This is a genomic window from Streptomyces sp. CB01249, from assembly GCF_001905735.1.
In the GTDB taxonomy this organism is placed as follows: domain Bacteria; phylum Actinomycetota; class Actinomycetes; order Streptomycetales; family Streptomycetaceae; genus Streptomyces.
In genome coordinates, this window is record NZ_LISW01000004.1 from 157,655 (window position 1) to 180,173 (window position 22,519).

At 69.4% G+C, this 22,519-nt stretch carries 22 protein-coding genes; 12 read left to right on the plus strand and 10 right to left on the minus strand.

The features are described from left to right. Positions 1-4 precede the first annotated feature (4 nt). The 3 genes from cydB to hisC form a co-directional block, all read right to left on the minus strand. Positions 5-1,006, minus strand: coding sequence for a cytochrome d ubiquinol oxidase subunit II (cydB, locus tag AMK18_RS20285; RefSeq protein ID WP_018101846.1), 1,002 nt, complete (start codon positions 1,004-1,006; stop codon positions 5-7). A 16-nt stretch (positions 1,007-1,022) separates the two neighbouring features. Continuing rightward, complete coding sequence (locus AMK18_RS20290) at positions 1,023-2,531, minus strand: cytochrome ubiquinol oxidase subunit I (RefSeq protein ID WP_073863836.1); 1,509 nt, start codon at positions 2,529-2,531, stop codon at positions 1,023-1,025. Positions 2,532-2,783: 252 nt separating this feature from the next. Continuing rightward, on the minus strand, positions 2,784-3,863 hold the full coding sequence (hisC, locus tag AMK18_RS20295; protein ID WP_018101848.1) for a histidinol-phosphate transaminase: 1,080 nt from the start codon (positions 3,861-3,863) through the stop codon (positions 2,784-2,786). A 371-nt stretch (positions 3,864-4,234) separates the two neighbouring features. On the opposite strand from hisC, the gene AMK18_RS20300 reads away from it, so the two are divergent. The 3 genes from AMK18_RS20300 (at position 4,235) to AMK18_RS20310 (ending at position 7,573) form a co-directional block, all read left to right on the plus strand. Further along, entirely contained in the window at positions 4,235-5,347 is a 1,113-nt protein-coding gene (locus AMK18_RS20300; protein ID WP_026171354.1) for a LacI family DNA-binding transcriptional regulator, read from the plus strand. A 175-nt stretch (positions 5,348-5,522) separates the two neighbouring features. After that, positions 5,523-6,581, plus strand: a complete 1,059-nt coding sequence (locus tag AMK18_RS20305; protein ID WP_073863837.1) for a metallophosphoesterase — start codon at positions 5,523-5,525, stop codon at positions 6,579-6,581. A gap of 182 nt (positions 6,582-6,763) precedes the next feature. Then, positions 6,764-7,573, plus strand: a complete 810-nt coding sequence (locus AMK18_RS20310; protein ID WP_073863838.1) for a hypothetical protein — start codon at positions 6,764-6,766, stop codon at positions 7,571-7,573. Positions 7,574-7,629: 56 nt separating this feature from the next. Here AMK18_RS20310 and thiC read toward each other — a convergent pair whose 3' ends face one another. After that, positions 7,630-9,423: a phosphomethylpyrimidine synthase ThiC gene (gene thiC, locus AMK18_RS20315; protein WP_073863839.1), complete on the minus strand. Its 1,794-nt coding sequence runs from the start codon at positions 9,421-9,423 to the stop codon at positions 7,630-7,632. Positions 9,424-9,619: 196 nt separating this feature from the next. On the opposite strand from thiC, the gene AMK18_RS20320 reads away from it, so the two are divergent. Continuing rightward, positions 9,620-10,942, plus strand: coding sequence for a YibE/F family protein (locus AMK18_RS20320; protein ID WP_026171355.1), 1,323 nt, complete (start codon positions 9,620-9,622; stop codon positions 10,940-10,942). Between the two features lie 79 nt (positions 10,943-11,021). Here AMK18_RS20320 and AMK18_RS20325 read toward each other — a convergent pair whose 3' ends face one another. From AMK18_RS20325 to AMK18_RS20340, 4 genes are all read right to left on the minus strand, one after another. Beyond that, the gene (locus tag AMK18_RS20325) at positions 11,022-11,459 is read right to left on the minus strand and encodes an SsgA family sporulation/cell division regulator (RefSeq protein ID WP_018101854.1); all 438 of its coding nucleotides are present in this window, start codon (positions 11,457-11,459) and stop codon (positions 11,022-11,024) included. Positions 11,460-11,560: 101 nt separating this feature from the next. After that, on the minus strand, positions 11,561-12,331 hold the full coding sequence (locus tag AMK18_RS20330) for an IclR family transcriptional regulator (protein WP_275940990.1): 771 nt from the start codon (positions 12,329-12,331) through the stop codon (positions 11,561-11,563). Positions 12,332-12,571: 240 nt separating this feature from the next. Next, positions 12,572-12,787 carry a DUF5326 family protein gene (locus tag AMK18_RS20335; RefSeq protein WP_026171356.1) on the minus strand — a complete coding sequence of 72 codons (216 nt, stop codon included), beginning with the start codon at positions 12,785-12,787 and terminating at the stop codon, positions 12,572-12,574. A gap of 129 nt (positions 12,788-12,916) precedes the next feature. Then, complete coding sequence (locus tag AMK18_RS20340; RefSeq protein ID WP_018101857.1) at positions 12,917-13,234, minus strand: cupin domain-containing protein; 318 nt, start codon at positions 13,232-13,234, stop codon at positions 12,917-12,919. A 68-nt stretch (positions 13,235-13,302) separates the two neighbouring features. On the opposite strand from AMK18_RS20340, the gene AMK18_RS20345 reads away from it, so the two are divergent. The 5 genes from AMK18_RS20345 (at position 13,303) to AMK18_RS20365 (ending at position 17,572) form a co-directional block, all read left to right on the plus strand. Then, positions 13,303-13,680, plus strand: a complete 378-nt coding sequence (locus AMK18_RS20345) for a phage holin family protein (protein ID WP_018101858.1) — start codon at positions 13,303-13,305, stop codon at positions 13,678-13,680. 86 nt (positions 13,681-13,766) lie between these two features. Next, positions 13,767-14,897 (plus strand): cystathionine gamma-lyase, encoded by a 1,131-nt coding sequence (locus tag AMK18_RS20350; protein WP_073863840.1) that lies wholly within the window; start codon positions 13,767-13,769, stop codon positions 14,895-14,897. 212 nt (positions 14,898-15,109) lie between these two features. Beyond that, entirely contained in the window at positions 15,110-16,006 is an 897-nt protein-coding gene (locus AMK18_RS20355) for a LysR family transcriptional regulator (RefSeq protein WP_073863841.1), read from the plus strand. Positions 16,007-16,069: 63 nt separating this feature from the next. Beyond that, a complete protein-coding gene (locus AMK18_RS20360; protein WP_073863842.1) occupies positions 16,070-16,549 on the plus strand; it encodes an NUDIX domain-containing protein in 480 nt (159 codons plus the stop codon). Between the two features lie 138 nt (positions 16,550-16,687). Beyond that, entirely contained in the window at positions 16,688-17,572 is an 885-nt protein-coding gene (locus tag AMK18_RS20365; protein WP_073863843.1) for a GNAT family N-acetyltransferase, read from the plus strand. Between the two features lie 10 nt (positions 17,573-17,582). Here the strand turns inward: AMK18_RS20365 and AMK18_RS20370 are convergent, their stop codons facing one another. Beyond that, on the minus strand, positions 17,583-18,794 hold the full coding sequence (locus tag AMK18_RS20370; RefSeq protein ID WP_073863844.1) for an MFS transporter: 1,212 nt from the start codon (positions 18,792-18,794) through the stop codon (positions 17,583-17,585). 137 nt (positions 18,795-18,931) lie between these two features. On the opposite strand from AMK18_RS20370, the gene AMK18_RS20375 reads away from it, so the two are divergent. From AMK18_RS20375 to AMK18_RS20385, 3 genes are read left to right on the plus strand one after another with little or no spacing between them, the layout of a single operon-like run. Beyond that, positions 18,932-19,393, plus strand: coding sequence for a MarR family winged helix-turn-helix transcriptional regulator (locus AMK18_RS20375; RefSeq protein ID WP_018101864.1), 462 nt, complete (start codon positions 18,932-18,934; stop codon positions 19,391-19,393). A gap of 28 nt (positions 19,394-19,421) precedes the next feature. Then, positions 19,422-19,874: a GNAT family N-acetyltransferase gene (locus AMK18_RS20380; RefSeq protein ID WP_018101865.1), complete on the plus strand. Its 453-nt coding sequence runs from the start codon at positions 19,422-19,424 to the stop codon at positions 19,872-19,874. A gap of 29 nt (positions 19,875-19,903) precedes the next feature. Further along, positions 19,904-21,067: a winged helix DNA-binding domain-containing protein gene (locus tag AMK18_RS20385; RefSeq protein ID WP_073863845.1), complete on the plus strand. Its 1,164-nt coding sequence runs from the start codon at positions 19,904-19,906 to the stop codon at positions 21,065-21,067. Between the two features lie 64 nt (positions 21,068-21,131). On the opposite strand, the gene AMK18_RS20390 is transcribed toward AMK18_RS20385, so the two are convergent. Next, positions 21,132-22,514 (minus strand): serine hydrolase domain-containing protein, encoded by a 1,383-nt coding sequence (locus AMK18_RS20390; RefSeq protein ID WP_073864205.1) that lies wholly within the window; start codon positions 22,512-22,514, stop codon positions 21,132-21,134. Between the last annotated feature and the right edge of the window lie 5 nt (positions 22,515-22,519).

A 22,519-nucleotide genomic window follows, 5' to 3' on the forward strand; every position in this document is an offset into this window, starting at 1 on the left:
CCGCTCAGTGCGCTTCGGCGATGTGCTGGGTGCCGATCCGCTTGCGGAACACCCAGTACGTCCATCCCTGGTAGAGCAGTACGACCGGGGTGGCGATCCCGGCGCACCAGGTCATGATCTTCAGCGTGTACGGGCTGGACGAGGCGTTGGTGACCGTGAGGCTCCAGGCATCGTTCAGCGAGGACGGCATGACGTTCGGGAAGAGCGTCAGGAACAACATGGCGACCGTCGCCGCGATGGCCACGCCGGAGAGCGCGAAGGACCAGCCCTCACGCCCCGCCCCGATCATCACGATCGCTCCGACGAGCGCTACGGCGGCGACGATCATCGCGATCAGACTCCACCCGTCCCCGTTGTCGAGCTGGGTCCAGATGAGGAAGGCGAGCGCGAGCACCGCCGTGACGGCGCCCAGCTTCAGGGCCAGCCCGCGCGCCCTGGCCCGGATGTCACCGGCCGTCTTCAGCCCGGCGAACACCGCGCCGTGGAAGGTGAAGAGGGTGAGGGTGACCAGGCCACCGAGGAGCGCGTAAGGGTTCAGCAGGTCCCAGAAGTTGCCCACGTACTCCATGTCCGCATCGATCTTCACGCCGCGCACGATGTTCCCGAAGGCCACACCCCACAGCACGGCGGGAATCAGCGAGGTCCAGAAGATCGCGTGCTCCCAGTTGGTCTGCCACTTCTCCTCGGACCGCTTCGCCCGGTACTCGAAGGCGACGCCGCGCACGATCAGGCAGAACAGGATGATCAGCAGCGGCAGATAGAAGCCGGAGAACAGGGTGGCGTACCACTCGGGAAATGCCGCGAAAGTAGCCCCGCCGGCCGTGAGCAGCCACACCTCGTTCCCGTCCCAGACGGGGCCGATGGTGTTGATGAGGACCCGCCGCTCCAGCCGGTCCCGGGCCAGCAGCTTGGTGAGAACGCCGATCCCGAAGTCGAAGCCCTCCAGGAAGAAGTAGCCGGTCCACAGGACGGCGATGAGCACGAACCAGACGTCGTGGAGTTCCATATCTCGGCTCCCGCTCTCAGTAGGAGAAGGCCATGGGCCGGTCGGCGTCTTCGTGGTCGCCGCCGATCCGGGTGGGCGGGTTGAGGTCGTCGTCCGTGAGCTCCGGGGGTCCGGCCTTGATGTACTTCAGGAGGAGCTTGACCTCGATCACCGCAAGCGCCGCGTAGAGCGTGGTGAAGACGATCAGCGAGGTGAGCACCTCACCCTGGGAGACGCCGGGGGAGACCGCGTTGCGGGTCTGGAGCACTCCGTAGACGACCCACGGCTGCCGGCCCATCTCGGTGAAGATCCAGCCCCAGGAGTTGGCGATCAGCGGGAAGAGCAGGGTCCACAGGGCGACGACCCAGTAGCACCGGGCCAGCTTGGGGCTCAAGGCCTTGTTCTTGAACAGGACCAGGTGCGGCACCTCGTCCTCACCGGTGCGCATCGCCTCCGGCAGCATGAACTTCTTTCGCGTGAGCCACAGCCCCAGGATTCCGAGTGCGAAGGACGCCATGCCGAAGCCGATCATCCACCGGAAGCTCCAGAACGCGACGGGGATGTTGGGCCGGTAGTCACCGGGGCCAAAGCGTTCCTGCTCCGCCTTGTTGATGTCGTTGATGCCCGGCACGTACGAGTGGAAGTCGTCGTCGGCGAGAAAGGACAGTATCCCGGGGATCGAGATCTCGACCGAGTTGTGGCCCTTGCTGACGTCTCCGTAAGCGAAGATCGAGAAGGGTGCGGAGTTCTGTCCGTCCCACAGCGCTTCAGCCGCCGCCATCTTCATCGGCTGCTGCTTGAACATCACCTTGCCGAGCTGGTCGCCGCTGATAGCGGTCAGCAGGCCGGCGATCACCACGGTGACCAGGCCCAACCGCAAGGAGGTCCGCATCACCGGAATGTGCTTCTTGCGGGCCAGGTGGAAGGCCGCGATGCCGACCATGAACGCGCCACCGACCAGGAAGGCGGCCGTGATGGTGTGGAAGAACTGGGTCAGCGCGGTGTTCTGCGTGAGCACGTGCCAGAAGTCGGTGAGCTCGGCGCGCCCGCGTTCCTCGTTGATGCGGTAACCGACCGGGTGCTGCATCCAGGAGTTGGCCGCCAGGATGAAGTAGGCGGAGAGGATGGTGCCGAGGGACACCATCCAGATGCAGGCGAGGTGGATCTTCTTCGGAAGCTTGTCCCAGCCGAAGATCCACAGTCCGATGAAGGTGGACTCGAAGAAGAACGCGATCAGGGCCTCGAACGCGAGCGGAGCCCCGAAGATGTCACCGACGAACCGCGAGTAGTCGGACCAGTTCATCCCGAACTGGAACTCCTGGACGATGCCGGTGACGACACCCATGGCGATGTTGATCAGGAAGAGCTTTCCCCAGAACTTGGTCGCCCTGAGGTACTTCTCCTTGTTGGTCCGCACCCAGGCGGTCTGCAGGCCGGCGGTGAGCGCCGCGAGAGAGATCGTCAGAGGAACGAAGAGGAAGTGGTAGACGGTCGTCGTACCGAACTGCCATCGCGCCAGGGTCTCCGGCGCCAGAGCTAGCTCCACGTCGTCTTCTCCTTACGTCGCCGTAGTTGCATACCGGCAGTTTGTCCGTTAAATCCAACGGATCACGGGAGGAAGCAGGACACGCTTGTGAACGCGTTCACATTCACAAGCAATTATGGCGCACACGCTTTCGGGACCTTCGCCGGGGGGTCCCCTGTCGCACGCCGTCCTCGCGCCGGGCCTGTGAAAGGGCATACGAAAGGGCCCCGCACCTCCTACGAGACACGGGGCCCGGTCGCCGGGTGGAACCGGCTACAGCTCCTGGCGGAACGACTCCGTCACCTTCAGGAACAGGTCGTTCGCCTCGCCCTCGCCGATCGTCACGCGCACGCCCTCACCCGCGAACGGCCTCACCACCACCCCGGCCTTCTCGCAGGCCGCCGCAAAGTCCAGGGTGCGGTCGCCCAGCCGCAGCCAGACGAAGTTCGCCTGGGACTCGGGCACCGTCCAGCCCTGCCGCACCAGGGCCTCGGAGACGCGGTCCCGCTCGCACACCAGCGAGCCGACCCGGCCGAGCAGCTCGTCCTCGGCACGCAGCGAGGCCACCGCCGCGTCCTGGGCGAGCTGGCTCACGCCGAACGGCACCGCCGTCTTGCGCAGCGCGGCCGCCACCGGCTCATGGGCCACCGCGAAGCCGACCCGTAGCCCCGCGAGCCCGTACGCCTTGGAGAACGTCCGCAGCACCGCCACGTTGGGGCGGTCCCGGTAGATCTCGAGGCCGTCGGGGACCTCGACGTCGCGGATGAACTCCTTGTACGCCTCGTCCAGCACCACGAGCACATCGCTCGGCACCCGGTCGAGGAATCGTTCCAGCTCGGCCCGGCGCACGACGGTGCCGGTCGGGTTGTTCGGGTTGCAGACGAAGATCAGCCGCGTCCGGTCGGTGATCGCGTCCGCCATGGCGTCCAGGTCGTGCACATCGGCGTCGGTCAGCGGCACCTTGACCGAGGTCGCGCCGCTGACCTGCGTGATGATCGGGTACGCCTCGAAGGAGCGCCAGGCGTAGATCACCTCGTCACCAGGACCCGAGGTGGCCTGGAGCAGCTGCTGGGCCACGCCGACCGAACCGGTGCCGGTGGCCAGGTGCGACACGGGCACACCGAAACGGTCGGCCAGCTCGTTCATCAGACCGGTGCAGGCCATGTCCGGGTAGCGGTTGAAGTGCTGGGCGGCAGCGAGCGCGCTCTCCATCACGCCCGGCAGCGGCGGATACGGGTTCTCGTTGGAGGACAGCTTGAAGGCGGCGGGTCCGTCCGCCGATGCCGGTTTGCCCGGAACGTAGGCGGGAACGCCGTCCAGTTCGGCGCGCAGCTTGGGGCTCGTCTCGCTCACCGCAGGTCCTCCTCGACCGTCCGTACACATCAATACTGCTCACCTTATGAGGATTGGACGCCGCTGCGAACGGGTGGACAGCGGATTCGTCCGGTGAACCCCGGAATGAGGGGGAGCGCGACCGGTGGTGGCGCGCGCCGGTGGCTCACTCCGTGGCGCGCGTCCCTCGAAAAGGTGAGTTGAGACCTCCCCGAGACCTTGCCCCCTCGGCAGGTCCATCCGGCCGGATGCATGACACATGACGGCAGGACCCGCCAACAGCCTTGCTTAGTAGGGTGGTTGCCGCCCGATGACCTTGCAGAAACGTGCCTGTCAACGCCTGAATATGCGACCGGACCGATGCCCCGCCCGACCCCTACTATCGGCTCGCCATGACAGCAGCAGGGAAGCACCAGGTGAGCCGGACGGAGACCCCCCGGCGCGGCGGCAGGCAGGGACGTGCCGGAATCCGGGATGTGGCCGCCGCGGCCGGCGTCTCCATCACGACCGTCTCCGACGCGCTCAACGGCAAGGGCAGGCTCCCGGACGCCACCCGCCGCCATGTCCGCGAGGTCGCAGAGCGCCTGGGCTATCGCCCTTCCGCAGCGGCCCGCACGCTCCGTACCGGCAAGTCCGGCCTCATCGGCCTGACCGTGACGACGTACGGGGATGAACCTTTCACCTTCACCGAGTTCGCGTACTTCGCGGAAATGGCGAGAGCGGCCACCTCGGCGGCCCTCGCCCGCGGCTACGCACTGGTCATCCTCCCGGCGACCTCGCGCCACGACGTCTGGTCCAACGTGGCGCTCGACGGCACCGTCGTCATCGATCCGTCCGACCAGGACCCGGTCGTCTCCGAGCTGGTCCGCCAGGGGCTGCCCGTCGTCTCCGACGGCCGTCCCGCCGGGTCGCTGCCCGTGACCGCCTGGGTGGACAACGACCACCGGGCCGCCGTGCTCGACCTCCTCGATCATCTCGCCGCCGCCGGAGCCCGCCGTATCGGACTGCTCACCGGCACCACCACCGACACGTACACCCGGCTCTCCACCACCGCCTACCTGCACTGGTGCGAGCGCGTGGGACAGGATCCGGTCTACGAGTCCTATCCAGCCCACGACCCGTGCGCGGGAGCGGTGGCCGCCGACCGGCTGCTGGCCCGTCCGGACCGCCCCGACGCCGTCTACGGGCTCTTCGACCCCAACGGCACGGACCTGCTGGCGGCCGCGCGCCGCTACGGCCTGCGCGTCCCCGAGGACCTGCTCCTCGTCTGCTGCAGCGAATCCACCGTGTACGCGACGACCGAGCCGCCCATCACGACGCTCTCGCTGAAGCCGCGGAGGATCGGCACGGCGGTCGTCCAGCTGCTCATCGACGCCATCGAGGGAGTCGACCAGGACGGCCCGGTGGAACGCGTGGTGCCGACGGAGCTCATCGTCCGGACGTCCTCGCAACGCCGTCCGCCCCGCACCACGGTCAGTGCGCCGCGTTCCCCGGCAGGGGACTGATCATCCCAATTAGGACCAATCGACCGACGAACCTGGCATGCGGAAGGATTCACCACCCCTGGTGCGTCCCAGAGCACGATCTGCATTCCTATGATGGGCGCACGACACCGCGGACCAACCCGACCAGCAGGGCCCGTCAGGTGTACGGCGGCGCGACGGTGGTGTGGAGGGGTCGATGACACAGGGGGCCGGTCAGGAACCCGTGGTGCGGACGGCGACGTTGCGCGACTTCCGCGTACCGCCCTATGCGCAGTCCCCCGCGCCGCCCGCGTCGCCGCACCCGGGGAACGCGTTCCCCGAGGGCGAGACGCCCGAGGGATACACCCCGACGGCGCGCGACCTTCCCGTCATCAGCGTCGACGAACCCGCCCAGGTGCAGCCCGTGCCCGAACCGCGTCCCTCCACCGAACCGGGCCTCGGCCCCCTCTTCGTGGTCGGTGACGTCCACGGCTACCTGGACGAGCTGCTCGCCGCCCTCGCGGAACAGGGCCTGATCGACTCCGAAGGCCGCTGGGCGGCGGGCAACGCACGCCTCTGGTTCCTCGGCGACTTCACGGACCGGGGCCCCGACGGCATCGGCGTCATCGACCTCGTCATGCGGCTCTCCGCCGAGGCGGCGGCCGCCGGCGGCTACTGCAAGGCCCTGATGGGCAACCACGAGCTGCTGCTCATCGGCGCCAAGCGGTTCGGCGACACCCCGGTGAACTCCGGCGCGGGCACGGCCACCTTCCAGGCGGCCTGGCTGCTCAACGGCGGGCAGAAGACGGACATGGAGCGCCTTCAGGACGTCCACCTCCAGTGGATGTCCCGGCTCGACGCCGTCGTCGAGGAGGACGGGCACCTCCTGATGCACTCGGACACGACGGCGTACCTCGACTACGGCTCCACCATCGAGGACGTCAACGACACGGTCCACGCCATCCTCACGCGCAACGACGCCGACGAGTGCTGGGACCTGTTCCGCAAGCTCACCAAGCGGTTCGCCTTCCGCGACGACTCGGGCGCCCAGGCCGTCCAGCAGCTGATGGCGGCGTACGGCGGCCGGCGCGTCGTCCATGGTCACAGCCCCATCCCGTACCTGACCGGCGAGGTCGGCTCCGAGGACGGAGAGGACGGCGCCGGGCCGCAGGTCGACGGGCCGCACGTGTACGCGGACGGGCTCGCCATCGCCATGGACGGCGGGGTGACCATGGCCGGAAAGCTACTGGTCGTCCAACTCCCCCTGCATGACTGAGGCCCTGCGGGGAAGACGCATCCCGAGCTGACCACGCCGAGTACAGGGGCTATTTCCGGAAACCCTCTGTCACCCCGTGCTGTGCGCGCTCTACCATCGGCCTATCAGTAGCAGGCTCTCCTCCGTTTCCGCCCGAACTGCCCGGACCCAGCGGGCATACAGGCCCGACGGAGCATCGGGGGATGCAGATGAACAGCGCTCCGCACCTGCTGACCGAGGACCGGCCCGAGTACGAACGGCTCCTCGACGACGCACTGCGTCACGCACACGAACGACCGGAACTGGCCGCTGTCGGCGAACGCCTCAGCGCCGCCCAGCTGCGCACCATGGCGCTGGCGGCCGTCGCCCTGATCACCGCCACGGCCTCCGACGAGTACGAGCAGTACGTGAAGGCCCGTGACGCAGCACGCGCCACCGTCCGGGACACGGCTTCCGACCCGGCGCCGGACGGCCTCGGTCAGTCGGGCGCCGGCATAGGAGCGGTCGTCACCGTTCTGGCGCCGATGCTGGCGGGTACGGCGGCGGCCATATTCCTGCTGGTCGGCTACCTCCTGAAGATGCTGGAGCCACCACCGGCGTTCGCCGGCCCCATGGTGGACGCGGGCTGGTTCTTCGCCGCCGTCACGGCCGCCGCCATCTTCGTCGCCGCCATCGGCCTGCTCATCGCCGCCCTGCGCAACGGCTCGACGTCCCTGCCCGCCCGGGATGCCCGCGAGCAACTCCCCGACGACGTGGCCCTCGCCAAGGACGTCTGGCGGCAGGCGCTGCTGGAGCGGGGCATCGTGCCCTTCCTGCGTGACGCCCTCACCGAGCCCGCCGGGCCCGCGGTCCCCACCCCGCACCGCCCGACGGGCCGCCTCCCCAAGATCGGCTACAGCAGGCCCGACTTCGCCGGGCCGGACGAGGGCCCGGCGGCCGCACCCCGGCCCACGTACAGCAGCCCGGACTTCACCAGCCCCGACTTCGGCGGTCCCGAGCACGAACCGGACTGACCGCCACGGCCCCGGCGGAAGACGCCGGAGCCGTGCGCGGCCGGTCCCGTGCCGGGTCAGTCGGCCAGCGGCAGATAGACCCGGTTCCCGCCCGCGGCGAATTCACGCGACTTGCCGAGCATCCCCTCGGCGATCTCCTCGGCCGTCGCCTCCGCGCCCTCCCCGCCGCCGAACTGCTCGTTGATGCTGTGGCTGATCTTCATCGAGCAGAACTTCGGGCCGCACATCGAGCAGAAGTGCGCCGTCTTCGCGGGCTCGGCCGGCAGCGTCTCGTCGTGGAACTCCCGTGCCGTGTCCGGGTCGAGCGCCAGGTTGAACTGGTCCTCCCAGCGGAATTCGAACCGGGCGTCCGACAACGCGTCGTCCCACTCCTGCGCCCCCGGATGCCCCTTGGCCAGGTCGGCGGCGTGGGCCGCGATCTTGTACGTGATGACCCCGGTCTTCACATCGTCCCGGTTCGGCAGCCCCAGGTGCTCCTTGGGCGTCACGTAACAGAGCATCGCCGTGCCCCACCAGGCGATCATCGCGGCGCCGATGCCCGACGTGATGTGGTCGTACGCCGGCGCGATGTCGGTGGTCAGCGGGCCGAGCGTGTAGAACGGCGCCTCCTCGCAGATCTCCTGCTGAAGGTCGATGTTCTCCTTGATCTTGTGCATCGGGACGTGCCCCGGACCCTCGATCATGGTCTGCACGCCGAACCGCTTGGCGACCGTGTTCAGTTCGCCGAGCGTGCGCAGTTCGGCGAACTGGGCCTCGTCGTTGGCATCCGCGATCGACCCGGGGCGCAGCCCGTCGCCCAGCGAGTACGTCACGTCGTACGCGGCGAGGATCTCGCAGAGCTCCTCGAAGTGCTCGTACAGGAACGACTCCTTGTGGTGCGCCAGGCACCACGCCGCCATGATCGAACCGCCCCGGGAGACGATGCCCGTCTTGCGCCGGGCGGTCAGCGGCACGTACGGCAGGCGTACGCCGGCGTGCACCGTCATGTAGTCCACGCCCTGCTCGGCCTGCTCGACGACGGTGTCCTTGTAGATCTCCCAGGTCAGTTCCTCGGCGCGCCCGTCGACCTTCTCAAGGGCCTGGTAGAGAGGGACGGTTCCGATCGGTACGGGTGAATTGCGAAGAACCCACTCACGGGTGGTGTGGATGTTGCGGCCGGTGGAAAGGTCCATGACCGTGTCCGCGCCCCACCGGGTCGCCCACGTCATCTTGTCCACCTCCTCCTCGATGGAGGACGTCACCGCGGAGTTGCCGATGTTGGCATTGACCTTCACCAGGAACCGCTTTCCGATGATCATCGGCTCGGTCTCCGGGTGGTTGACGTTGGCGGGCAGCACCGCGCGGCCGGCCGCGATCTCCTCGCGCACCACCTCCGCCGCCACGTTCTCGCGGAGCGCGACGTACTCCATCTCCGGGGTGATCTCACCCCTGCGGGCGTACGCGAGCTGGGTGACGGGACGCCCGTCCCTGCTCCGCCGCGGGCGGCGCGGACGGCCGGGGAACACCGCGTCCAGATTGCGCAGCCCGCCCCGCGGCGAGGTGTGCTTGAGCCCGTCGTCCTCGGGACGGGCGGGGCGGCCCGCGTACTCCTCGGTGTCGCTGCGGGCGATGATCCAGTTCTCCCGGAGCGGTGCGAGGCCGCGCCGGACGTCCGTCTCGGCCGCGGGGTCGGTGTACGGCCCGGACGTGTCGTACAGCGTCACGTCCTTGCCGTTGGTCAGGTGCACCTGGCGGACCGGCACCCGGATGTCAGGGCGCGGCCCCTGGACGTATCCCTTGTGCCAGCCGATGGACTTCCCGGCCTCGTCGCTCTGATTGGAGGCAGGCGTGCGTGTGTCCGATGTGGTCATGAGACCTACTCCCTACGCCGGCATTACCCGGTAACAGGTTCGGCGGTCGGCGCAGCGTCTCCCGTACGGTCGTACGGCGGTCAGCGCCCTCTCAGCCCGGTGCTCCGAGCTCCCGCGTGTGCAAAGGTGCCACCACGCTAGCCCCCGGACGGGCGGGCTGAACAGAGGGCCCCGTCCTTCTTGCGATGATCGGCCGGTGACGCCCCCTCATCGCGACCCAGAACCGCAGGGCCATCAGCACACGCACAGCCATGGCCCGGCCGCACCCGTCTCCACCCATCTGCGCAAGGTGATCGCCGCCGTGCTGATCCCCTTCGCGACCGCCGTACTCGTCGGTCTCGTGGCGCTCTGGCCGAATGGTGCGCCGGGGCACGAACGGACCGGTGTCGGTTTCGACCGGCAGACCCAGCAGGGAAAGGTGGTGAGCGTCGTCAAGGTCGACTGCAAGGACGTGAACGCCGCCCAGCTTCCCGTCAGCGGCGAGACCCAGCCCCCCGAGGACCGGCCGGCTTCCGGCGGCCTCTGCGAGAAGGCCACCGTCGAGGTCACCACCGGCCCCGACTCGGGGCGCCGGTTCGTCGAGGTCGTCCAACCGGACGCACCGAGGCAACTGCGGGAGGGCCAGGGGGTGGTGGTGGCGTACGCCCCCGACGCGCCCCATGACCTCCAGTACTCCGTGACGGACGTGAACCGGAAGTTCCCGCTGATACTGCTGGCCGGGATCTTCGCCCTCGCGGTGGTGCTCGTGGGCAGGATGCGCGGGGTCATGGCCCTGGTGGCGCTCGCCCTGTCGTTTGCCGTACTGACCCTGTTCATCCTTCCGGCCATACTTCAGGGCTCGAATCCCCTGCTGGTGGCGGTCGTCGGGGCCGGAGCGATCATGCTGATCGCGCTCTACATCTGCCACGGCCTGACCGCCCGCACCTCCGTCGCCGTCATCGGCACCCTGATCTCACTGCTGCTGATCGGGCTGCTCGGCTCGCTCTTCATCGGCTGGGCGAGCCTGAGCGGGAACACCGACGACAACACCGGCCTCATCCACGGCCTGTATCCGCACATCGACATGAGCGGACTGCTGCTGGCCGGCGTCATCATCGGCTCCCTGGGAGTGCTCGACGACGTCACGGTCACCCAGACCTCGGCGGTCTGGGAGCTGCGCCAGGCGAACCCCACCATGAGTGCGAAGCAGCTCTACCGGGCAGGGATCAGAATCGGCCGCGATCACATCGCGTCCGTGGTCAACACCCTGGTGCTCGCCTATGCGGGCGCCGCGCTGCCCCTCCTGCTGCTGTTCACGGTCGCGCAGAGCAGTGTGGGGACGGTCGCCAACAGCGAGCTGGTGGCGGAGGAGATCGTGCGCACCCTCGTGGGCTCGATCGGACTGGTCGCCTCCGTGCCGGTGACGACAGCGCTCGCGGCGCTGGTCGTTTCCGCGGACCGCACGGGGGTCGGCGCGGAAGCCGGAGCTTCGGCACCCGTGCGGAGCGGCAGGGGCCGGCGACGACGGGCAAGGTCGTGACCGGAACACACAGCGTGATTCACCCGATCGGCAGGTGTCGTGTTCGAGTGGCAAGACGGCTCCCGGGCCGTGGACCGCTTCAGCCCGCGTTCTGCTCTTCGGCCAGAATGCGCCCCAGCGCCTCCTCCAAATTGCCGTCGAAGTCACCCAGAGTGCACTCCTGACCGAGGGGCACCAGCTTGTCCGTACGGTCGAGGAAGGCGACAAGAGGTGCCGTGCCCGCCCGGAAGAGCGCACGGTCGGCGCCCACCTGCAGCCGGATGTGGACATCGCACAGCCCCTCCGGCTCGGTCGGCGCGATGTGCACATCGCCGTCGCCACTGGGGCTGTTGAGGCCGTCGAGCAGCAGCTCACGGCCGAAGGCCCAGGTGACGGGGGCGTCGCCGGGCAGATGGAAGGTCATCCGGATCGCGTACGGATCGCACACTTCGTACCGGAGCTCCACCGGGATACGGAATGAGAGCTCCTCGGAGACGAGGAAGCTCATCATGACCTCAGCTTGAACCGACTCGCGCATCGTTCAACCCCGCAGTAGATGAATCTGGCCAGGAATGATCCCCCATGGCCCTATTGACGCCATCGTGGTGCACGCGATAGCAGATCACAAGGAGTGATTTTTCAGATACTGATAGAGAACACGAACGAACGCAAGAGGCTCGACACTTCACCACGTAGTCGTTCGACTGCGGGCAGCAACCGATCCTCCTCGTGGAGGGGTACCGAAATGGCCATCGCGGCGGCGGTGAATCCGGCCGTGATCGGGATGGCCGCGCAGACGGTCCCGAGCGCGTACTCCTGACGCTCGATGACCGGTTCCGTACGCTCCAGCGACCGCAGCCGGGTGAGGAACGCCGCACGGTCGCGCACCGAGTACCGGGTCAGCGGGCGCACCGGGTGCCGGTCCAGGTGGTCCTCACGGGCCTTCTCGTCCAGCCGGCTCAGCAGACACTGGCCGATCGCGTGCGCGTGCCCGGTCTCGCGGAACGCCGCCCACTCGTCGACCGCCGGCCGCTCGGGGGTGTCCGCCACGGCGAGCAGCTCGATCTCGCCCTCGCGGTAGATGGCGCAGTACACCGGGGCTCCGACGATGTCCCGCCAGCGGCCCAGCGAACGGGCCATGACGCTGCGGCGGCTCTGAGCGGCGCGGTCGCCCATCAGCCGTTCGGCGGCGGCGCCGAAGCGGAAGACGCCGTTCTCCCGGCGCAGATACCCCTCGTGGGTCAGGGTCCGCAGCAGGTGGTAGGCGGTGGGAAGGGGAAGCCCCGCTTCCCTCGCCAGCTGTTTGGCCGGGGCCCCGTCGCGATGGGTACCCACAGCCTCCAGCAGCCTCAGCGCCCGCTGCACCGACCCGATGAGCGTCGGAACAGCCGTACTCGATGCCGTGGTCAACGGTCACCCCCAGGCGTGGTGACGGGCGGTCAGCCCGCCCGTGGGGGCCGCCCCCACAGGTCTGCCGCGGACCTGGGGGTCCGGAGACCGGATCCCGCACAAACCACTGGTCGGGGTGGTGACTTACGGCGTTTTCCCAGGTGATGGCAGAGGAGTGTCACTGTATCGGCCGCCCTGTGACCGGGTGCCGATTCGCGTTTCCCTTAGCTCAGCTGGGCTAATCCCCCGTCGGGCGTGCGGTCACCAGCCGTTTCCGGAGGACGACGACATGAACTTCCGTACGACGAAAACGAGCCCGCCGACCAGGATCACGAAGATCAGGATCTTGAAGAGCAGACCGACCACGAACGCGACCAGGCTGGCGATCAGACCACCGAACACGACGATCGCGAGCACGGGCACCGCGATCCACTTCACCCACCAGGGCATCCCAGCGAATATCTCCCGCACGGCCATCGTCCTTACCTCGTCTCTGTGAGTTCCTGCTTCGATGCTAGAGGCGAAAGACGGCCGCCGGAGCCCGGGAACCCCTTGTCCTCCCCTGATCGATCCCTTAGGGAACCCCGGGACGCACCAGCCGCGGACTCATCCCTCGGGCGGCGAGAAGACCACCATCACGCGCAGGTCCTCGGTGATGTGGTGGAACTTGTGGGCCGTGCCGGCGGGTACGTACACGACGCTTCCTCTTCCCACCTGTGTCGTTTCCATGCCGACGGTGATCGACGCACGACCACTGACCACGAAGTAGACCTCGTCCTGGCTGTGCGGCTTCTGCGGGTCGAGCTCGCCCGCGTCCAGGGCGTACAGACCGACCGACATGTTCCGCTCGCGAAGAAACTGCAGGTACGCACCGTCGTTGGCGGCCCGTTCCGCCTCCAGTTCGTCCAGCCTGAATGCCTTCATGGACCGCCCGCCCCTTGCCTCTGCCCAGCCGGTGTCCGCCACCGATCATGTCTGCCACGATCAGACACATGAAGAATTTCGTAGTCAAGACGATCGCCAACGCGGGTGCGCTGGCCGTGGCCATCTGGCTGGTCCAGGACATCACGCTGACCGGCGGCAGCACCGGCCGCAAGGCCCTGACCCTGGTCCTCGTCGCGCTGGTCTTCGGCCTGGTCAACGTCGTGGTCAAGCCGATCGTGAAGCTGCTCACCCTGCCGCTCTTCATCCTCACGCTGGGCCTGATCACCCTCGTGGTGAACGCCCTGATGCTGCTGCTCACCTCGTGGCTGGCCGGAGTGCTCGACCTGAGCTTCCACGTCGAGGGCTTCTGGACCGCTGTCCTCGGCGGCCTGATCGTCTCGATCGTGTCCTGGGCGCTGAACGTCGTCCTCCCGGACGAGGACTGATCCGCCCGGCGGGAAGCGACCCGCGTCCACCTGAAACAGTGCGACCAGGACCGGTGACCGGCCGGGGAGAGAAGCGAGGAAGAACCATGAGTACCCAGGGCGACGGAACGCGCGCGGTACGCGCGGGACTGCCGGAACCGCAGCAGTACGAGCCCACCCTCCCCGGACCGGTCTTCGCCGCGCACTTCCACCTGTCGGGCGAGCCGACCGGCCCCTACACCTACGGCCGGGACGGCAACCCGACCTGGACCCGGCTGGAAGAGGCCATCGGGGAGCTCGAAGCACCGGGCGAGGACGTCGAAACCACCGTCTTCGCCTCCGGAATGGCGGCGATCTCGGCCGTCCTGCTCTCCCAGGCGCGCACCGGCGACGCCGTCGTCCTCCCCGATGACGGCTATCAGGCGCTTCCCCTGCTGCGCGAGCAGCTGGAGGCGTACGGCGTCGAGGTGCGGACCGCGCCGACCGGCGGCGACGCACAGCTCGCCGTCCTGGAGGGGGCCAAGCTCCTGTGGCTGGAGACGCCCTCCAACCCAGGTCTCGACGTCTGCGACGTACGGCGCCTCGTCGAGGCCGCGCACGCCGGCGGCACGCTGGTCGCCGTCGACAACACCCTCGCGACCCCGCTCGGCCAGCGTCCGCTGGAGCTGGGCGCCGACTTCTCCGTGGCCAGCGACACGAAGGGCATGACGGGCCACGGCGACCTGCTGCTCGGCCACGTGACCTGCCGCGACCCCGAGCTCACGGCCGGAGTGCGGCGCTGGCGCAAGATCGCCGGCGCGATCCCCGGCCCGATGGAGGCCTGGCTCGCGCACCGGTCGCTGGCCACGCTGGAGCTGCGGATCGAGCGGCAGTGCGCCAGCGCCCTCGCGCTCGCCGAGGTGCTCGCCAAGCACCAGGCCGTGTCCGGGCTGCGCTACCCCGGCCTGCCCACCGACCCCTCGTACGCGAACGCGGTACGCCAGATGCGGCGCTTCGGCTCCGTGGTGTCGTTCGTACTCGCCGACCGGGGGACCGCGGAGCGCTTCCTCGCGGCCCTGCGGCTGGTCGAGGACGCCACCAGCTTCGGAGGCGTACGCTCCACCGCCGAGCGGCGGGGCCGCTGGGGCGGCGACGCCGTGCCGGAGGGCTTCATCCGCTTCTCCGTCGGCGCCGAGAACACCGCCGACCTGGTGGCCGATGTCGAACAGGCACTGGCCGCAGCCACCGCCGGGAACTGATCCCGTCGCGCGGTACGGCGGTCCGAGCCTCCCCCCTCGTGGCTCGGACCGCCCCGGCCCCTCCCGTTCTCCTCGTGAAGAGCCGCCACGACAAGGCTAGTTGACTCTGCGTCAGTGTCCAATCACAGTAGCGGCAGCGACCTATCGACATATTTATAGTTGTCCGGGGTCCTATCGGATACGTCACTGCGTGAGGGCGGGAGGGACGAGACGTGGATCTGGCCCTGTTGCGCACCTTCGTCACCGTCCATCGAGCCGGCTCGTTCACCCGCGCCGCCGCGCTGCTGGGCCTCTCACAGCCCGCCGTGACCTCCCAGATACGCACCCTGGAACGGCAGCTGGGCCGTCCGCTGTTCCTGCGCAGGGCCAGGGGAGTCACCCCGACGACGATCGGCGACGAACTCGCGCACCGGGCCGCCCCGCACCTGGACGCGCTGGTCGAGATCGCCGAGACCGACCTCGATGAGGAGTCGGGCGTACGGACCCTGCATCTGGCGGGCCCACCGGAATTCCTCTCCGCGCGCGTCCTGCCCGCACTCACACCGCTGATCGCCCAGGGCCTCGCACTGCGCGGTTCGTTCTCCGCCGACACGGACGAGACCCTGGAGGGCCTGGCCGCCGGTCACCACGACCTGGCCGTCGTGACGGTCCGGCCGCGTGGGGAACTGCTCACCGCCACCCCGCTCTGCGACGAGGAACACGTCCTGGTCGCCGCCCCGCGCTGGGCCGCCCGGCTGGGGCCGGGCACGCTGCGACGCAACGGTCCCGTGGTCCTGGAGCAGCTGCCCGTGGTGGAGGTGCACGAGAGCCTGCCGCTCGTCTCCCGCTACTGGGCCGCCGTCTTCGACAGTGCGCCCGCGGCCGCCGGCGCCGTCATCGCCCCCGACCTGCGGGCGGTCCTGGAGTGCGCGGCCGCCGGCGCCGGGCTCGCCGTGCTGCCGCGCTATCTGTGCGAGGACGCGCTGGAACGCGGCGAGGTGGTGGCGCTTCTCGATCCTCCGGTCCCGCCCCTGCGCACGTACTTCCTGGCCGCGCGGACCGGCACGCTCGCGCTTCCGCATCTCGCCAGGGCACACGAATGGCTGCTGCGGGCGGCGGGCGACTGGTGACCGCAGGAGCACCCGACAGCGCCCCGGTGTTTCAGAACGGGTCCCGTGGGCCACGCTTCTGCCATGACCGAACGTCCTGTGGTCAAGCGCACCGCACGCGCCATCCTGCTCGACGGTGACGACCTCATCCTCATCAAGCGCACCAAGCCCGGCGTTGACCCGTACTGGCTCACGCCGGGTGGCGGCGTCGAGCCCGAGGACGCCACTGTTGTCGACGCCCTGCACCGCGAAGTGGACGAGGAACTGGGCGCCAAGATCACCGACGTGGTGCCCTGCTTCGTGGACACCGTGGAGCACATCGAGGAGGGCGGGGTGAAGGGCGTCAAGGTCCAGCACTTCTTCGTCTGCCGCCTCGACTCCATGGACCTGTCCCTGCGCCACGGCCCCGAGATCGACGCCCCCTGCGGCGCGTACGACGTCGTACGCGTGCCCTTCAGCCGGGTCGGCATCGCCGCGGTGCACCTCGTACCGTTGTCGTTGCGCCACTACCTGGACGGCAACATCGAGGGGGTCCGGGCCTTGCACGCCGCCGACCTGGGCTGACGCACCGGCTCTCGCGCCTGCTCGTGTTTCACGTGAAACCGTGCGCGGCCGAGGGCCGGGCCCAAATTTCGCTGCGGGACCCGGCCAGTTCCGGTAAAGCGGTGGACGGGCGATCACAGGTCGGAGAGCCTGGCCCGTATGCCCAGCTCATTGCCCCGCCCGCTGTCCGATCTCCCCGTCCGGCGCCTCACTCGGGACGACCTGGTCGTCTGCGCCGATCTCAGCGAGGACCGGGGCTGGCCGCGCGATGAGGAGCGCTGGGCGCTGCTGCTCGCCGCCGGTACGGGCTACGGCATCGATGACCCCGACAGCAAGGGCCTGATGGCGAGCTGCGTGGTGGTCCCGTACGGCCCCGAGATGGCCGCCGTCGGCATGCTGCTGGTCGCCGGGCGCCATGCCCGGCGCGGAGTCGGCCGGTATCTGATGCAGCGGGTGATCGAGGCCGCAGGAGACACCCCGCTCAGCCTCCATGCGACAGCGACGGGCCGCCCCCTCTACGAAGAGCTCGGATTCATGCCGGTCGGACGCACCGTCCGCCTGAAGGGGGCCTTCGCACCGGCTGCGGCAGCCGACCCGAAGTCCCTCGGCGGCTCGGGGACCGTCATCCGGTCTGCTTCCGCCCACGACCTGCGGGCGGTGGTACAGCTGGACTCGGTGGTCTTCGGGCTCGACCGTACGCATCTGCTGACCCGGCTCCCGGCGTTCGCCGACCATCTGCGGGTCGCCGAGGAGGACGGGGAGCTGACCGGGTTCGCCGCGCTCTCGCCGAGCGCGGCGAACCATGCGGTGGGCCCGCTGATCGCCAAGGACACCTCCACCGCGAAGCTGCTCGTGGCCTCGCTGGCCGAGGCGACGGACCGGCCGCTGCGCGTGGACGTCGACGCCCGCCACGAGGACCTGCTGGACTGGCTCGGACGCTGTGGACTGCGGTCGAGCTCGGAGACCACGGTGATGGCGCTCGGCGGACGGCAGTACGCGGACTGGCCCCGGTACTTCGCGCCCTTCAGCCTGGCCACGGGCTGACCCCCAGGAATCAGCTCCGGGGCTCGGGGACCATCGCCGGCTCCGGGGTGTGGGTGGCGACGAGACGGCTCGGTGCGGTGGTACGACGCTCCAGCGCGCTGGAGGCGAGGGCGACGACCAGCGCCGATGCCGCGAGTGCCGCTCCGACCCAGTTGGGGGCGGTGTAGCCGAGACCGGCACCGATGACGATCCCGCCGAGCCAGGCCGCGAGTGCGTTGCCGAGGTTGAAGGCACCGATGTTCATCGCGGAGGCCAGCGTCGGAGCGTCCACCGCCTGGTCGAGCACCCGCTTCTGGAGCGGAGGCACGGTCGCGAAGCCGAAGGCACCGATCAGGACGAGGGTGACCGCGGCCGCGACCTTGTTGTGGGCGGTCAGGGTGAACAGAGCCAGGACCAGGGCGAGGCCGCTCAGCGACACGGAGAGCATGAGCGTGGGGCGGCGGTCGGCGTACCTGCCGCCGATCAGGTTGCCGCCGACCATGCCGAGACCGAAGAGGACGAGCAGCCAGGTAACGGCGGAGGCCGAGTACCCGGCGGTCTCCGTCATCATCGGCGTGATGTAGGTGATCGCCGCGAAGACGCCGCCGAATCCGAGGACCGTCATCGCCATGGCGAGCAGGACCTGCACATTGCGGAAGGCTGCGATCTCCTGCCGCAGCCTGACGCCCTCGGCGCGGGGCTGTTCGGGGACAAGCCGGGCAACGCCGAACAGGCCGAGAACACCCAGCGCGGCGACCAGGAAGAACGTGACCCGCCACCCGGCGTGTTGTCCGACGTAGGTGCCCACCGGCACCCCGACGACGTTGGCGACGGTGAGCCCGGTGAACATCAGGGCGATGGCGCCCGCCTTCTTCTGCGGGGCAACCAGATCGGCCGCCACGACCGCTCCGATGCCGAAGAAGGCACCGTGAGCGAGCGAGGCGATCACACGGCCGACGACCATCACTTCGAAGACGGGGGCGGCCGCGGTGATCACATTGCCGACGATGAACAGGCCCATGAGGATCATCAGCATCCGCTTGCGGCTGACCCTCGTGCCGAGCGCGGTCATCAGCGGCGCCCCGAGCACGACGCCGAGCGCGTAGCCCGTGGCCAGGAAACCTGCGGCCGGGATGGACACCTGGAAGTCGGCGGCCACCTCGGGGAGCAGCCCCATGACCACGAACTCGGTGGTCCCGATACCGAATGCCCCGATGGCCAGGGCGAGGAGTGCGAGTGGCATGGGTTCCCTTCCCAGACGATTGCTACTGCGCCTTACATGCGTAGACAATAGTTGCAGACGCTCTTTAATTGCAAGCGCTGGCTATTGCGGGCGTCGGCTACTCTGGACGTAAGCAGCTCCGGCACGGAGGAGAGACCATGACAGCCACGGACCCGGCCCTCACCGCCCTCTCCCAGGGCTGGATCGCGCTGTCCCTGCTCCACGGGAAGATCGAGAACCGCATCGAGCGGGCCCTGCAGAGCGGCCACGACCTGAGCGTGCGCGAGTACTCCCTGCTGGACGTGCTCAGCCGCCAGCACAGCGGTCCGGGCGGACACCTGCAGATGAAGCAGGTAGCGGACGCCGTCGGACTGAGCCAGAGCGCCACCACGCGCCTGGTCACCCGCCTGGAAGACCGCGGACTGCTGACCCGGTACCTCTGCGACACCGACCGCAGGGGCATCTACACCGACGTCACCCCCGACGGGCTCACGCTGCTGTCCGAGGCCCGCCCCACCAATGACCGCGCTCTGCGCATCGCGCTCGACGAGGCCGCCGAGAATCCGGAACTGGCCCCGCTCGTCCGGGCCGTCGAGGAACTGAAGGCCGTCCCCGCTTAGGCCCTGCCGACTGCGTAGGCTGCGGATCATGAGCGATCTGGAAATACGCCGCGCGACCGCTGACGACCTGGCCGAGATCGTGGCCCTGCTCGCCGACGACCCGCTGGGCGCGCAGCGCGAGTCGCCGGGCGACCTCGCGCCCTACCGAGCGGCGCTCCGGCGGCTGGCCGACGACCCGAATCAGCACATGATGGTCGCCGTGCGCGAGGAGCGCGTCGTCGGGACTCTGCAGTTGACCGTGATCCCGGGGCTGTCCCGGCGCGGTTCGACCCGGTCCGTGATCGAGGGTGTCCGCATCCACGCGGACGAACGGGGAAGCGGTCTCGGCACCCGGCTGATCCAGTGGGCAGTGGACGAATCGCGCCGGCAGGGCTGCCAACTGGTCCAGCTCACCTCCGACACGTCCCGCACCGACGCGCATCGCTTCTACGAGCGGCTCGGGTTCGTCGCCAGCCACGTGGGCTTCAAACTCGCCCTCTGACCCGCCTGCCGCGTTCCCGAGGAGCCGCCGTGCAACGCATCAGTGACGAACAGCGCCGTATCCGGATCGTCCGCCGTCATCTGCTGACCCCCGGGGAACGGGTCTCGTCGCCCGTCGCGGTGGCCGACGCCCTCGTCGCACTCCACGCGACCGACGCGGCCACCGTCTTCCTCTCGGCCTGCGCCAGGCTCGCCGAGCCGGACACCGCCGCGGTGGAACGGTGTCTCTACGAGGACGTCTCGCTGGTGCGGATGCTCTCCATGCGCAACACCCTCTTCGTCGTGTCGAACGAGATGGCCCCGCACGTCGAGGCGGCGAACGCGCGCGCTGTGGCCGCCAAGGAGCGCCGCAACCTGCTCAAGCATCTCCGCGAGGACGGAAACGGCCTGGACGAACGCTGGCTCGACCAGACCGAGAAGAGCGCCCTCGCCTTCCTGGAAGACAGCGGTCCGGTCTCGGGCAGCGAACTCGCCGCCGGTGTGGCCGCCCTTCGCACAAAGATCACCGTCTTCCCCGGGAAGAAACAGGAAACGGTCCAGGGCGTAGCGACCCGGGTGATCCGGGTACTGGCCGCCGAGGGCAGGATCCGCAGGGACCGGCCACGGGGCTCCTGGACCTCCAGCCAGTTCCGCTGGGCCCTGGCCCGCCCCCGGCCGGTGGAGGACACCGCTCCGGCCCAGGCGGAACTGGCCCTGCGCTGGCTCCGGGCATACGGTCCGGGCACGGAGGCCGACCTGAAGTGGTGGACCGGCTGGGGCACCCGCGAGGTCCGTACCGCTCTCGCGGCGGTCGGAGCAGTGGAGGTACGACTCGACAACGGGGCTCCGGCCTGGGTCGCCCCCGGAGACACGGAGTCCGAGCCCGCCCAGGCCCGCTGGGCGGCCCTGCTGCCCGGGCTCGACCCGAGCGGCATGGGCTGGGCGGACCGCGGCTTCCATCTGCCGGCCGAGCACCGGGCAGCCCTCTTCGACCGCTCGGGCAACATCGGCCCCACGGTGTGGTGGGACGGCCGGATCGTGGGCGGCTGGGCCCAGCGAGGCGACGGTGAGCTCACCTGGCGGCTGCTGACCGACCCCGGCCGGGAGGCCACGGCAGCGATCGAGACCGAGGCGGCCCGGCTGGCGGACTGGGTGGAGGAAGCCCGGATCACCCCGCGCTTCCGGACCCCGCTGGAAAGGGAGTTGACCGCCTGAGCGGCTGTGCTGCCCGTTTCACGTGAAACGGGCAGCACCTGTCTCTAGGGACGTCCGGTTGCGCTCAGTCCCCCAGCCCGCGCCACCCCTCCTCGTCCACACCACCGGGTACCGCCGCGACGGGGCCGTACGGCTCACGCGTGAAGACGAAGGACCCCAGATCGAGGTGGCTCACGCTGCCGTCCGCGTTCCGCACGATCCGCAGCGTCTCCCCCGCGTAGTAGCCGTCCAGGCCGACCCAGGTGCCGTCGGGGCGCGCGGTGAAGCGGGCACCGCGGCCCTGCCCGTTCACCTGCCGCAGCTCCAGCCCGCGATCGGCGGTCAACGTCAGGATGTTGGGGCGCGTGGCCCAGTACCACGGCCCGGTCAGGGCAAGGAGTTCCGCGTCCACCTCGGGCAGCGGGCGCCACGGCTCAGGGATGCGGGGCTCGGCCTCGGCGACGATGTCCACGAGGTCGGCGGCCACTTCGCCGATCGCGACCCCGGACGTCGCGTTGACGAGCACCACGGCCGTCACGTCGTCCTCGGTGCTGACCCAGAGGGCGGCCAGGAATCCGGGAAGCGAGCCCGTGTGCCCGATGAAGGTCCGGTCCTTGCGCCGGACCAGCTGCAGCCCCAGGCCGTAATGATCGGCCCACTCACCGGGCGCGGGAGCGGCCGACGGCTGCTTCATCTCCTCCACGGAAGCCGCGGCGAGCACCCGGTCGTCGCCCCCGGCGAGGAAGGCCGCGAAGCGGAGCAGGTCCGCGGTCGTGGACCAGAGCTGTCCGGCGGGCGCCATCAGGCCCAGGTCCTCGGCCGGTTCGGGAAGCAGGGCGTCCGCCCAGGGGTGCACCGCCCAGCCTCCGGCGTGCGGGGCCTGTGGAAGCGAACTGGTCCGGTGCATACCGAGGGGTTCCAGCACCTCGCGGCGCAGTACCTCCTCCCAGGACGCCCCGCGCACGGCCTCGACCAGCGAACCGAGCAGCGTGTAGCCCGGGTTGGAGTAGTGATGCCGGTTGCCCGGCGGGTGCATCGCGACCTGCTCATCGAGCACATCCGCGAGCGTGGGCCGCAGGCTGCCAGGGGTCCGCTCCCACCAGGGCGCGGTCGTCTCGGCTCCGAGCCCCGCGCTGTGGCCGAGCAGCTGATGAATGGTCACGTCCCCCGCACCGGTGCCGGGCAGGTGCTTCTCCAGCGGATCCGCCAGGCCGAGCAGCCCCTCGTCACGCAGCCGCATCACCAGGACGGCGGTGAAGGTCTTGGTGAGAGACCCGATCCTGAACTGCGTGTCGGAGTCCGGGGCGTGGCCGTCGACGCAGCTGCGCGCCCCCTCCCAGACCACCTGGCCCTGCCGTTGCACGGCGGCGACGAGAGAAGGGGTGCGTCCTTCGGCCTGAGCCGTGGCGACGCGGTGCAGCAAGGCCCGCCGGGTACCGGGAAGCAACTGTTCAGCTGGAGAAGTCATCATCA

Bases quoted from the DNA above. Each gene is read 5' to 3' on its own strand.
- AMK18_RS20305 (WP_073863837.1), top strand. From the start codon at position 5,523: ATGACACAGGGGGCCGGTCAGGAACCCGTGGTGCGGACGGCGACGTTG.
- AMK18_RS20340 (WP_018101857.1), bottom strand. From the start codon at position 13,234: ATGAAGGCATTCAGGCTGGACGAACTGGAGGCGGAACGGGCCGCCAAC.
- AMK18_RS20365 (WP_073863843.1), top strand. From the start codon at position 16,688: ATGCCCAGCTCATTGCCCCGCCCGCTGTCCGATCTCCCCGTCCGGCGC.
- thiC (WP_073863839.1), bottom strand. From the start codon at position 9,423: ATGACCACATCGGACACACGCACGCCTGCCTCCAATCAGAGCGACGAG.
- AMK18_RS20390 (WP_073864205.1), bottom strand. From the start codon at position 22,514: ATGACTTCTCCAGCTGAACAGTTGCTTCCCGGTACCCGGCGGGCCTTG.
- AMK18_RS20345 (WP_018101858.1), top strand. From the start codon at position 13,303: ATGAAGAATTTCGTAGTCAAGACGATCGCCAACGCGGGTGCGCTGGCC.
- AMK18_RS20380 (WP_018101865.1), top strand. From the start codon at position 19,422: ATGAGCGATCTGGAAATACGCCGCGCGACCGCTGACGACCTGGCCGAG.
- AMK18_RS20335 (WP_026171356.1), bottom strand. From the start codon at position 12,787: ATGGCCGTGCGGGAGATATTCGCTGGGATGCCCTGGTGGGTGAAGTGG.
- AMK18_RS20300 (WP_026171354.1), top strand. From the start codon at position 4,235: ATGACAGCAGCAGGGAAGCACCAGGTGAGCCGGACGGAGACCCCCCGG.
- AMK18_RS20310 (WP_073863838.1), top strand. From the start codon at position 6,764: ATGCAGATGAACAGCGCTCCGCACCTGCTGACCGAGGACCGGCCCGAG.
- AMK18_RS20370 (WP_073863844.1), bottom strand. From the start codon at position 18,794: ATGCCACTCGCACTCCTCGCCCTGGCCATCGGGGCATTCGGTATCGGG.
- AMK18_RS20325 (WP_018101854.1), bottom strand. From the start codon at position 11,459: ATGCGCGAGTCGGTTCAAGCTGAGGTCATGATGAGCTTCCTCGTCTCC.
- AMK18_RS20350 (WP_073863840.1), top strand. From the start codon at position 13,767: ATGAGTACCCAGGGCGACGGAACGCGCGCGGTACGCGCGGGACTGCCG.
- AMK18_RS20375 (WP_018101864.1), top strand. From the start codon at position 18,932: ATGACAGCCACGGACCCGGCCCTCACCGCCCTCTCCCAGGGCTGGATC.
- AMK18_RS20360 (WP_073863842.1), top strand. From the start codon at position 16,070: ATGACCGAACGTCCTGTGGTCAAGCGCACCGCACGCGCCATCCTGCTC.
- cydB (WP_018101846.1), bottom strand. From the start codon at position 1,006: ATGGAACTCCACGACGTCTGGTTCGTGCTCATCGCCGTCCTGTGGACC.